At 67.3% G+C, this 11920-nt stretch carries 11 protein-coding genes; 10 read left to right on the forward strand and 1 reads right to left on the reverse strand.

The annotated features are described in order from the left end of the window. The first annotated feature begins 23 nt into the window (after positions 1-23). The 10 genes from cpaB (at position 24) to ACZK4Z_RS12955 (ending at position 11317) form a co-directional block, all read left to right on the forward strand. Positions 24-1061: a Flp pilus assembly protein CpaB gene (gene cpaB / locus ACZK4Z_RS12910; protein ID WP_430371582.1), complete on the forward strand. Its 1038-nt coding sequence runs from the start codon at positions 24-26 to the stop codon at positions 1059-1061. An 18-nt stretch (positions 1062-1079) separates the two neighbouring features. After that, a complete protein-coding gene (locus ACZK4Z_RS12915) occupies positions 1080-2438 on the forward strand; it encodes a type II and III secretion system protein family protein (protein ID WP_010485136.1) in 1359 nt (452 codons plus the stop codon). 27 nt (positions 2439-2465) lie between these two features. Continuing rightward, positions 2466-3722: a CpaE/TadZ family protein gene (locus tag ACZK4Z_RS12920; protein WP_317618055.1), complete on the forward strand. Its 1257-nt coding sequence runs from the start codon at positions 2466-2468 to the stop codon at positions 3720-3722. Next, positions 3707-5056: a TadA family conjugal transfer-associated ATPase gene (locus ACZK4Z_RS12925; RefSeq protein WP_049398477.1), complete on the forward strand. Its 1350-nt coding sequence runs from the start codon at positions 3707-3709 to the stop codon at positions 5054-5056. The genes ACZK4Z_RS12920 and ACZK4Z_RS12925 overlap by 16 nt, the downstream gene beginning before the upstream one ends. A 2-nt stretch (positions 5057-5058) precedes the next feature. Beyond that, positions 5059-6015 (forward strand): type II secretion system F family protein, encoded by a 957-nt coding sequence (locus ACZK4Z_RS12930; RefSeq protein WP_032128077.1) that lies wholly within the window; start codon positions 5059-5061, stop codon positions 6013-6015. A gap of 28 nt (positions 6016-6043) precedes the next feature. Beyond that, complete coding sequence (locus ACZK4Z_RS12935) at positions 6044-6979, forward strand: type II secretion system F family protein (RefSeq protein WP_032128078.1); 936 nt, start codon at positions 6044-6046, stop codon at positions 6977-6979. Further along, complete coding sequence (locus ACZK4Z_RS12940) at positions 6979-7875, forward strand: tetratricopeptide repeat protein (protein ID WP_125894366.1); 897 nt, start codon at positions 6979-6981, stop codon at positions 7873-7875. The genes ACZK4Z_RS12935 and ACZK4Z_RS12940 overlap by 1 nt, the downstream gene beginning before the upstream one ends. Further along, positions 7872-8330 (forward strand): DUF3613 domain-containing protein, encoded by a 459-nt coding sequence (locus tag ACZK4Z_RS12945; RefSeq protein ID WP_125894364.1) that lies wholly within the window; start codon positions 7872-7874, stop codon positions 8328-8330. The genes ACZK4Z_RS12940 and ACZK4Z_RS12945 overlap by 4 nt, the downstream gene beginning before the upstream one ends. 8 nt (positions 8331-8338) lie before the next feature. Next, on the forward strand, positions 8339-10504 hold the full coding sequence (locus tag ACZK4Z_RS12950; protein ID WP_125894362.1) for a TadG family pilus assembly protein: 2166 nt from the start codon (positions 8339-8341) through the stop codon (positions 10502-10504). 99 nt (positions 10505-10603) lie between these two features. Next, positions 10604-11317: a DUF2968 domain-containing protein gene (locus ACZK4Z_RS12955; RefSeq protein WP_043402505.1), complete on the forward strand. Its 714-nt coding sequence runs from the start codon at positions 10604-10606 to the stop codon at positions 11315-11317. A gap of 69 nt (positions 11318-11386) precedes the next feature. Here ACZK4Z_RS12955 and ACZK4Z_RS12960 read toward each other — a convergent pair whose 3' ends face one another. Continuing rightward, positions 11387-11773 carry a hypothetical protein gene (locus ACZK4Z_RS12960; RefSeq protein ID WP_125894360.1) on the reverse strand — a complete coding sequence of 129 codons (387 nt, stop codon included), beginning with the start codon at positions 11771-11773 and terminating at the stop codon, positions 11387-11389. Between the last annotated feature and the right edge of the window lie 147 nt (positions 11774-11920).

The raw sequence follows: 11920 nt of genomic DNA on the forward strand, positions 1-11920 counted from the left end.
CGTTCGGTACAGGAGACGGTTCCATGCTCAAGTTGACCCGCATTGCTGCCGTCGCCCTGATCGGGCTGGCCGTGCTGCTGGCGGTGATCGCCTTGATGATCGGGCGTAAGCAGGCCGCGCCGGCCACGGTTGCCCCGGTCGCGCGGAGCGATGCCCAGGCGATCACCGTGGTGGAGGCGGTGGCACGCCTGCCGGCCGGCGAACCGATCTCTGCCAACGGATTGCGTCTCGCACAGCGCAGCGCCCCGGTTGCCGGTGCCGCCACCAGCATTTCCGCCGTGGTCGGAAAGGTACCGGTGCAGGACATCGCCGAAGGCGCGGCGATCAGCAGCAATGCACTCGCGCAGGGATTCTCGCTGCAGCTGCGCCCCGGGGAACGCGCACTCGCGGTCCCGGTGGACGAGCTGGTGGGTGCCGGCAACCGCATCCTTCCGGGTGATTTCGTCGACGTGTTCCTCAACCTGCGCACTGCCCAATCCAGCGCCAGCGGCCCGGCCGATGCAGCACAGACGCGCCTGCTGTTGTCACGCCTGCGCGTGCTCAGCTATGGCCAGCAGGACATCGCCCCGGCCAACCATGACGCTGTTGCCAGCACTGAAGCCGATGCCCGCAACGATCCGCGCGCCGCTGACATCACCGGAAGCAGCAGCACCCAGAGCACGGGCAGCGAGACTGCCCAGCCCGCACGCAGCGCGGTACTGGCGGTACCGGTGGCCGACGCCAACCGGCTGCTGCTGGGTGCACAGCAGGGCAAGCTGTTCCTGGCCCTGCGCAACCCTGCCGATTCCGGCCAGCCCGATCTGGCGCTGTTCCCGCAGGCACGCGGGGTGATCGATCCGCTGCGGGGGCTTGATGCGGAGCAGCAGCTTGCGCTGCAACGGCCAGAGAATCACGCCTTCGCCGGCATCGACGGCGATGCGTTGGCCGGGCGCAGCAACACACCGGCGCGCAGCGCCCAGGATGCCCCGGCACGCGCACCCGCACCGCGGCGCAGTGCCCCGCGCGCATCGGGTATCGAAATCATCCGAGGCGACAGCTCCGCCCCCCGTGGTTCCCTTTGACCTGCATCGAGCGCATCCATGACCGAACGTCGCCGCAGTCCACGCCCTTCCCCCCGCCAGCGCTGGCTGGCCCTGCTGCTGGTGCTGCTGGCACCGGCGACGAGCGTGGCCGCCGACGACCTGGTGCTGCAGGCGCGTGAGCAGCGTCCCTGGACCCTGCCGGGCGATCTGGAGCGGGTCGCCATTGCCGATCCGGGCGTGGCCGATATCGTGATGCTGCGCGGCCAGCGCCAGGCATTGCTGGTCGGCAAGGCGCCTGGCACTACCACGCTGCTGCTCTGGCACCGAAAGCAGGCCGAACCACAGCGCCTGCAGGTGCGGGTACAAAGCGCGGTGCAGGGTGCGGCCGACACCGGCGCGAACGGGCTGGTATTCACCCAGCAGGACAATCAGGGCCTGCTGCAGGGAAGCACCGACAGCGTGCTCTCGCACATGCAGGAACAGAAGACCGCCGCCATGGCGCTGGGCAAGGAGGGCCTGCTTGCCGACGCATCCACGGTGAGCAGCGGCGGCGTGGTCCAGGTCGAGGTCAAGGTGGTCGAGTTCAACAAGACCGCATTGAAGCAGATCGGCATCAGCTTCCAGAACCGCAACGGCAACTTCGCCTACGGCTTCGCCCGCCCGGGCGGCCAGTTGCCGGGCAACACCGGCATCCTGCCCGGCATGAAGGAAGGCAACTCCGGCAACGAAGCCGAATCACCCATTTCTTCGGCCTTCCGCCTGGTATTCGGCTCGACCAAGGGCCTGTGGAATGCCGACGTCGACCTGCTGCAGAGCAATGGCATGGCGCGCGTGCTGGCCGAGCCGACACTGGTCGCGCTGTCCGGACAGAGCGCCAGTTTCCTGGCCGGCGGCGAGCTGCCGATCCTGGAACCGCAGGGGCTGGGCACCACGACGATCACCTACAAGCCCTTCGGCATCGGCCTGACCGTGACACCGACGGTACTGGCGCCGAACCGCATCGCCCTGAAAGTCGCACCGGAAGCCAGTGACCTGGACTACAGCAACGCCATCGCGCTCAACGGCGTGCAGATTCCCTCGATCACCACCCGCCGTGCCGACACCACGGTCGAGCTGGGCGATGGCGAGAGCTTCGTGATCGGTGGCCTGGTCAGCTCCAACGTGGTGTCCAGCGTCGGCAAGATCCCGCTGCTGGGTGACCTGCCGATCATCGGCTCGTTCTTCCGCAACTTCGACTACAAGCGCCAGGACAAGGAACTGGTGATCATCGTCACGCCACGCTTGGTGAAGCCGCTGGCACGCAACACCGACCTGCCACTGCCCGGCGACCGCGAAGCCAAGCCGCACATGCCCGAATGGGGCGCCTGGCTGCTGGGTCCGATCAGCCAGGATCCGGTGCCCGGCTTCTCACGCTGATTCCATGATGCCTGCGATACCACGCCCATGCCCTACGCCACTGCCCAGCCGCTGCATCCGCAAGGACCGCCGATGAACCTGGTCCTGTATGGAATGGATCGCGAACTGCTGCCCCGGCTGGCGGCCAAACTGCCGCCGACCACTACCCTGCACTGGCAGGACAGCAGTACGCCGACCTCCGCCCAGGATCTGCAACGTGGGCCGCAGAGCCTTGTGCTGCTCGATTTCCGCCCCGAACATGCGGCCGCCTCCAGCGTGCTGGCGCAGCAACTGCAACAGACAGAGCCGGATCTGGCATTGGTTGCCGTCGGTGCCACCAGCGCCGGCCAGGTGGAAGGCGTTGTCATCGCATTGCGGGCGGGCCTGCGTGATGTGCTGGACCTGGACAGCGACAACGTCGGCATCGAGGCCGCGCTGCGTCGCGCCCTGTCACCACGACCGGCCGCCGCCGCGCAGCAGGCGCACAAGGCCCGCCTGATCGTCCTGCTGGGCGTGCGCGCCGGGGTCGGCACCAGTACGCTGGCCGCGCATCTTGCGGTGCTGGCACAGCAGACCCGTGCACTGGCACAGGGCGAGGCACTGCAGCAGGATGGCCTGCTGATGGAGCTGGCCCAGCCTTCGGGCGACCTCGCCCTGTACCTCAACCTGGACAGCCGCTTCCACTACGAAGACGCGCTGCGCAATGCCAGCCGCATCGACGCCACCCTCGCCCGTACGGCCATGGCCCGTCACGATTCCGGACTGGTGCTGCTGGACCGCGCCAGCGGCAGCGATGCGGTACCGCCGTCCGATCCGGGTGCGCTGCTGCAGCGCCTGCGCACCGTGTTCGCCAGCGTGCTGTGTGATGCCGGTGGCTGCCCGCTGCGTCAGCTGCCGCCGCTGCTGCTGGACCAGGCCGACGAGATCTGGCTGGTCACCGATGCCTCCATTGCCACACTGGTGTCGCTCGACCAGGCACTGAAGCATCTTGCCGGGCAGCGCGAACGCGAGAAGCGCCTGCAGCTGGTGATCAACCGCCACGATGACAGCAGCGGCATGAGCCCGGAGCAGATCGCGCGCCGCTTCGAGGTTCCCCTGCTGGCCACGCTTCCCGAACGACCGCGCGTGCGCCTGGCTGCCAGCCAGGGCCACCTGCTGCTGCAGGATGCGCCGCGCGACCCCTACCTGCGTGCCCTCGCCCCGCTGGTTTCGCGCCTGGATCCGGCTGCCTGCCCGGTCCAGGCGCAGGGCCTGCGGGAAAGACTCTCCCTTGCCCTGGGTGGATCGCAATGGAAGACAAGGTAACCCCGTTCCCGCATGCCGTTGCCCGGCCGGTGCTGCCCGAAAGCTCGCCGGGCCATCAGCCGTTCGCGCAGACCGAGCAGTACCAGAAGGTGCTGTCGGCCGCGCATGAGCACCTGCTCAACAGCATCGAGGACGAGCGCATCGACATCGATTCCTGGGCCCCCGACACCATCGCCCGCTGGGTGCAGGTGCAGACGGTGGGCTTCATCCAGGAGTGGCGCATCCCGATCAACGAAGAGGAGATGCAGGTGGTCGCCGACGGCCTGGTCAAGGAGCTGACCGGCTTCGGCCCGCTGGACGACCTGCTGCACGACCCGTCCATCGAAGACATCCTGATCAACGGTTTCAAGGATGTGCACGTGTCCCAGGGCGGCCAGCTCAAGCGGGCCACCCAGCGCTTCACCGACGATACGCATCTGCTGCGCATCCTGCGCCGCATCCTCGCCCCGCTTGGGCGCCGCCTGGATGACTCCAATCCGATGGTCGATGCGCGCCTGCCCAACGGCGGCCGTCTCAACGCGATCATCTCGCCGCTGGCGGTGGATGGACCGATGGTGTCCATCCGCAAGTTCCGCAAGGATCCGTTCACCCCCGATGAACTGCTGGCCAAGGGCACCTTCGATGCGCCGATGCAGGCCTTGCTGAAGGCGATGGTACTGGGGCGCTGCAACATCCTGGTGTCCGGCGGAACCAGCTCGGGCAAGACCTCGCTGCTGAACGCCCTGGCCAGCTACGTCCCCGCGAACGAGCGCGTGATCACCGTCGAAGACACCGCCGAGCTCTCGCTCAACCACCCGCATGTAGTTCGCCTGGAAAGCCGTATCGGCGGCGCCGAAGGGCACGGTGCGGTCAGCATCCGCGATCTGGTCCGCAACAGCCTGCGCATGCGCCCCGACCGCATCGTCGTCGGCGAGGTGCGCGGTGCCGAGGTGCTGGAAATGCTGCAGGCGATGAACACCGGCCACGACGGCTCGATGGCCACCATCCACGCCAATTCGCCCCGCGACTGCCTGTACCGGATCGAGATGCTGGCCGGCTTTGCCGGCTTCCAGGGCAGCGAGGACAGCCTGCGCCGGCAGATCGCCAGTGCCATCGACTTCATCGTGCAGATCTCGCGCCTGGGCAGCGGGCGCCGCGTGCTGGTCTCGATCACCGAGATCACCGGGGTCAGCGACAACCTGATCACCACCCAGGAAATGTTCCGCCACGAGCTGCAGATCGACGGCAACGGCAAAGAGATCGATCGCTGGGTCGGGCTGGGCTTCCATCCGCACTCGCACAAGCTGGAGCCGTTCCGCCAGCAGCTGCGCGAATCGCTCTACGGAGACTTCTGAGCATGGGAACCGGCGCGCTGCTGGGCATGCTGAGCATCATCGCGGTGCTGCTGGCGCTGGCAGCCTGGCTGTGGGGCACGGCCAGCAGCCGTGAGCAACGCCAGGTTTCAATGCGGCACGCCGAGCAGCAGCTTTCGCGCGGAAGCGCCACGGGCGGAGCACCCGCCGGGCCGTCCGTCACCGCTGCCAACGACCCGGCGCGGCCCGCCAGCGCCGGGCGCCGCGTGCTGCCGCTGGATGGCCTGCTGCAGCGCGCAGGGCTGCAGACCGGCTGGAAAATTCCCATCATGCTGCTGGTACCGGGGCTGGTACTGTCGGTGGTGGCGATGCTGCGGCTGGGCACCGCATGGATGTTTCCGCTGACCCTGCTGCTGTACCTGCTTGGCTGCTGGCTGTGGGTGATGCGGCGGACCACCAAGCTGCGTGCGCAACTGCTGCATCAGCTGCCGGACTTCCTCGACAACCTGGTGCGGCTGACCGCACTGGGCAACAGCCTGCAGGCCGCGTTCCAGGTTGCGTCGATGCAGACGAGCGCGCCGTTGCGCGGGCTGCTGGACACCACGGTGCGCTTTGCACGCAGCGGCATGGAGCTGGACCGTGCACTCGCACAGGCCTCGCATCCCTATCGCATGGATGTGCTGAAGGTGTTGTCGGTGGTGATCGGTGTCAGCGTGCGCATCGGCGGGCGCTCCGACCAGATCCTGCAGCGCATGGGCGATTTCATGCGCGATCTGGAACAGGCCCAGCAGGAGCTTGCAGCGACCACCTCGGAGACGCGGATGTCAGCGTGGGTGCTGGGCCTGTTGCCACCGGCCTGCGCGGTACTGATGGCGATCACCAGCCCGGACTTCTTCCAGCCGGTGCTGCACGATCCGCTCGGCCACAAGATCCTGCTGCTTGCACTGGGCATGGAACTTGTCGGTGGCTTCCTGCTGTATCGCCTGGCCAAGTCGCTATGAACCCCCTTCGCCCCGCCGGAGACAACCGATGAGCGCCAGCGCCTGGTTCGCCCTCTCCCTGCTCGTGCTGGCCGCCGGTATCGCCCTGCTCGGTATCGGCGGCTGGGTACGCAGCCATCGTGAGCAACGTACAACGGCCACCTTGAAGACCGCCCTGCAGCCGCGCGAGGCGTCCCGTGACACCGAGCCTGCGCGGCACGATTCGCTGGGCTGGCTGGAACGCTTCGGCCGTGCCCTCAGCGGCGGCCGGCTGGAAACGGCGTTGCTGGCCAATGAAGACCGGCTGCTGTTGGATCTGGCCGGGTGGAACACCCGCCGCGGTACGGCCATCTACCTCGGCCTGCGCCTGCTGCTGGCCGTGCTGGTGCTGGTACTGGTGCTGACATTCAGCAGCGTCACCGGGCTGGCCAGGATCATGGTGATCATCGGCGCCCTCGCCGCCGGCCTGCTGCTGCCCAAGTTCGTTCTCTCCTCCTGGGTGAAACGGCGCCGACGAGCGGTCGACAACGAGCTGCCGCTGCTGATCGACCTGCTGCGTCTGCTGCAGGGCGTGGGCTTCAGCATGGACCAGAGCCTGCAGACGCTCGGCGACAAGCTGCGCGATGCATTGCCGGTCCTCGGCGGCGAGCTGCAGGAGGCCAACATCGCCTATACCCACGGCCGCACGCGCGCACAGTCGCTGCGCCGGCTGAGCGAGGTCTATGCCGACGATGACCTGACCAGCCTGATGCAGCTGATCCTGCAGGTGCACGCCCATGGCGGCGCGGTGCAGGAGCCCCTGCGGCAGTTCAGCATCCGCCTGCGCGAACAGCGTCGCAACACGCTGAAGGAAAAGGTCGGCAAGCTCTCGGTGAAGATGACCGTGGTGATGATGCTGACCCTGCTGCCAGCGTTGATGCTGGTCCTTGCCGGCCCGGCGCTGGTCGCGCTGGCCACCACCATGTCCAAGATGGGGTCCCCCTGATGCCTGCCCTGCGCACTTCCTGCCTCATTGTTGCCCTGGCTGCCGTTGCCGGCGCCAGCGGCTGTGCATCGACCACGCCGAAGTACCTGCGCGCGCCCAGCCTGGCCGCGCCCGAACCGGCACCGCAGGACAGCCGCAATGCCTACCTGGAGCTGATCGAGCGCATGCAGCAGCAAGGCGCATGGTATGCCTCGCTCGCCCACGTCGACGCCTTCCGCCAGCGCTACGGCGATCCGCCGGCGTTGCGCCTGCTGCAGGCCGACGCGCTGCGCGAGACCGGCCAGGCCGATGCCGCGGTCACCCTGTACCGCGATCTTTCCAGTGGCCCCCAGGCCGCCGCGGCCGCCCATGGCCTGGGCCTGATTGCCGCGCGCCGCGACGACGACGCCGGCAGTGAGCAGGCGTTGGCGCGGGCGACCGAACTGCAGCCATTGAATACAAGTTATCTCGGCGACCTGGGCTATGCGCGGCTGCGCGCCGGGCAGTTCGAGCGCGCGCGCGAACCCCTGGCCAAGGCGCTGGAGCTGTCGCCGGGCAATGCCAAGGCCACCGCCAACCTCGCCCTCTGGGCGGTACTGCGGGGCGACACCGCCACTGCCGAACGCCTCGCCCAGCAAGCGAACCTCAACGACGAGACCCGGCTCAGCATCCAGCAGCAGGCGGCGCAGATCCGTGCCCGCCTGCAGCAGCGCCAGGCCGCAGCGGCAGCCGCCGCAGTCGTGCCGGCCGCTGCCCGTGCTCTCGCCAGCGATGCCGCCGGCAACCCGCCCGGCGCCACGCGACTGGCGGCGGAACCGCGCCGCGACAGCCGCGATCAACGCGATCCGCAGCGCCTGCCGCCCTCGATGCTGGAACGCTTCAGCGCCTCCGACCACCCGAACGGGAACACACCATGACCGCGACGCCCCTGACCCGACGCCTGCTGCCCGTTCTGATCTGCCTGCTGCCAGCCGCCGCCGTGCAGGCGCAGCAACAGCCGCTGACCGGGCAGATGCTTGGCGGCAGCACGCCGGCTGCGTCGGCTTCGCAGCCGCTGCAGTCCGAGTCACTGCCCACCGTGGAACTGGCGGCCCCGCCAGCACCGGTGCCGCATGCGGCGCCTGCAGCAGTGGCCAACACCGACGGCAGCACTGCAGCCCCGCGGCCCGGCCGCAGCCAGATCGGCGATACCACGCGCAACCTGTTCCGCCTGCAGGCATCGGGGCAACAAGCCGGACAGCACCTGCCGATCCTCGGCGACCAGGCGACGCTGAGCTACGCCCGCTACATGAAGAGTTTCGAACACGAGATCCCGGACTTCTTTGAAGCCGATGTCGCCAAGTCCAAGGGATCATCCTCATCCGGACGCTGAGGTAGGCCATGAAACGCCCACGCCAGTTCAGTTTCAGCCGCCCACGGGGCGGCATGTCGATCACCATGATGCTGGTCATGCTGGCACTGCTGGCGATGCTGGGCCTGATCGAGATCGGTTACCTGTTCTGGGCCAAGCGCGATGCACAGAAAGTCGCTGATCTGGCCGCACTGGCCGGAGCGCAGCGACTGGAACTGTGCACCTCGGACAACAGCGACAACAGTGCTGCGCGGCAGAGCGCACTCACCCAGAACACCTTCGCAGGAAGCCTGGAAGTCCGCTGCGGAAACTGGAACGTGACCCGCGCCACCGAAGGGCACTTCAGCCCGGTCGTCGATGCAGCGAATCAACGCAATGCTGTCCGTGTCATCACCCGCCGCGCGGTGCTTCCCTTCTTCGGGCAGAACAGCAGCCTGCCGACCGTGACCGCACAGGCGGTGGCGCGCCGTGCAGAACCGACGGCGGTTTTCAGTGTCGGCTCGCAACTGCTGCGCATCAATGGCAACACGCCACTGGGAAATGTCCTGAAACTGGTGGGTGCCGACCTCGACAAGACCACCCTGCTCGGCTACGACGGCCTTGCACAGGCGCATATCACCCCGAACGGACTGCTGCAGGCACTGGGCATTCCGATCGACGTCAACATGGGCGTGGCGGAGTTCAACAATCTGCTGGCCGGCCGCAAGGTCAAGCTGGGCAAGATCCTTCAGGCGACCGTTGACCTGCTCACCCAGCAGGGCGTTGCCCACGTGGACCTGAGTGCACTGGAGAATGCCCTGGTCGTGAAGGGCATCGACCTCAAGCAGCTGGAGGTGAAACTCGGCTCCGATGACAGCGGTGGCGGCCTGTTCGCACGCGTGGTCGCGCCGGATGGAACGATTTCCAGCGCGCTGCAGGCCGATGTCAATGTGCTGGACCTGATCGGCACCAGCATCAGCATCGCCAATGGCGGCCGTGCGGTCTCGGTCGATGAACTCAACCTGCTGGGCCTGGTCAATGCCAAAGCCGCTGTGGTGGAACCGCCGTCCATCGCCATCGGTGGCATTGGCTCGCGCGCTTACAACGCGCAGATCCGTGTCTTCCTCGACATCGACACCAACAACATTCCCGTTGCAGGCGGCGTGCTTTCACTGCTGGGCATCCGCCTGAAGCTGCCGGTCCATGCGGACGTGACCAATGCAATGGCGACCCTGACCAGCCTGCAATGTGGCAGCACGCCTCCCACGGCGACGATCAAGGTCGAGTCTTCCGTGCTGCGCGCCTGCGTCGGCAAGGTGGCCGACAGCGAGCGGTTCTCCAAGCAGAATGTCTGTGGCGACACCCTGCAGAAGGAACAGATGCTCACACTGCTCGGCGCCCCGTTGATCAATGACAGCATCAAGGTCAATACGCTGACCGACACGCAAAGCCTCACCCTCCCCGCCGGCGCGACCGGTTCAACCCAGGTCAACTCCCTGGAGGTGGGCACCGCCGTGTCCGAGCTGGTCAGCGAACTGCTGCGCGTACTGTCCGGCATGCTCGATCCGCGCGACGATGGCATGAGCCAGGGCTCGACCGCAGCGCAGTTGGCCGATCGCTACCTGAAAGCAGCCAACGTTGGTCGCAATCGCTACGACGTCGATGCGTCCATCAAGCTGCTTGAACTTGGCGACCAGACGCGGGGGTTGAAGCCTTTGGGCGCGTGGGATGTACCCAAGGGTGTTCCAAAACCCTGCCTGGTGGGCCTGCTCACATGCTGGGAGGATGGCTCGGTCTGGAAAGGCTATCGCACGGCTGTGACTGGCGAAGGGCTGGGCGTGCTGCCGGCACTGCTGGGTAGCCTGCTCGGCGGACTGACCGTCAACCGGTGTGCAAGCCTGCTGATTTCCTTGAGCGACCAGGCCTACAACAACTGCATGACGCAGAACCTCGCGTCTTACCTGCAGACCGCCCACGACGGCTTCCTGGACCAGTTCGCCGGCGACGGTGTCACCGCCCCCGGCAATGGCCCGGTCAGTTGTTCGGGCCTGCTGTGCTTGCTGCTGAAGCCCGCCCTGGACGTCCTGAAGCCGCTGCTCAACAGCGTCGGCTCCCTGCTGCGCTCGCTGCTGGCGCAGGTGCTGGGCCTGGAACTGGGCCGTACGGATGTGCATGTCCAGTCCATCCAGTGCACGCCCGCACAGCTGGTCTACTGACCCGTGACGGGCGCCCTTGGCGGCGCCCGCGCACATGCTAGACTCCCGGCGGGGAACCACCTTCATCTCAACCCACACTCATCCGTGGATGGTCTAGACATGCGAGAAACTTCAGGGGGCGCGGTCTTCGCCCGGCACGCGCGCGGCGCGGCACTGCTGGCCGTGGCCATGATGCTGGTGGCACCGGCGGCGATGGCTGCCCGTGGCGACCGCGAAGCAGCCGCAGAGCCGGCCGCACGTACCGCACCGGTGGTGCGCAACACCGTTGACGAGCTCAAGCAGCTGATGGATGCCCGCCAGCTGACCGAGCTGCGCACCACCTACAACGGCAACTACGGCGCCAGCCTGCTGTTCAATGCCAACACCCTGACCTACTACGTCGCCCTGTTCCAGGAGAAGAACTTCTGGCGGGTGATCAAGACCGATGCCGTCGACAACGCCGAGCGTGTCTACCGCACCTTCGCGCAGCAGTCAGAGCAGCTGGCCCAGGTCTACATCGACACCACCCGACTGGAAGCCGGCAAGCGCTATACCGAGCGCCTGGTGGCCTACAACGAGGAGCGCCTGCGCACCCTGCAGCAGGAAATGGAACAGCAGCAGGCACAGTCGGCCCAGGTCAGCGCTGCCCTGCAGCAGGCCCAGCAGCAGGCGGTCAGCCTGAGCAGCGACGTGCAGAGCACCAACAGCCAGCTGGATTCCCTGCAGCGCCGCATCCAGATCCTGCAGGCCGAACAGGGCAACCCGGAGCTGAGCCTGCCCAAGCCGGACAGCGTGCCCTCGCCGGCACCGGCGGCCGCCAGCGACGGTCGCTGAGGTCCAGCGCCTGGCGTGCCGTCCAACGGCGCCTACGGGCGCCGTTGTCGTTTCCGGCACCATTCCATTTCAACGGCACGCCTCATGCACGGCATCGTCCAGTTGCCGGCGCTGCACGAAGTCCATGCGCTTGCCATTGGCCAGCACCTTCCCACGATGCTGCCGCGCGCGCTCACAGGCGGCGGGATCCGCGCTGATCGGTATCAGTGCAGCCCGCGCACGCCGCTGCTGCACCACACGCGGACGCAATGAAGCTGGGCTCGCTGCCTTGGCCGCGCTCGCACCTGTTGAGGTCGGCTCCGCCGGCACCTCCCAGCGCCATTCCGCGCGCCCCTGGCACGGCGTCTGCTGGTAGACCGGATGCGGCCCGTCCACACATTTGTAGACGTTGGTCTGAGCATGCGCCCCCGTGGCCAGCAGCAGGTACAACAGCGGGCTCCAACACGCGTTCGACATTGCAGGCTCCTCGTCAGGGCTGCCGCCATCCTCGATGCCGGCACGGCTTCGTGCCAGAGCGATACACGTCACATCCGGCGTAATCCAGCACAGCCGTGCAAGTCGTCGGTCTGGCGCTGCGCTGTACTGCCGAAGGCACCGGCATCC

This window comes from Stenotrophomonas sp. 71799_Sma (assembly GCF_056482505.1).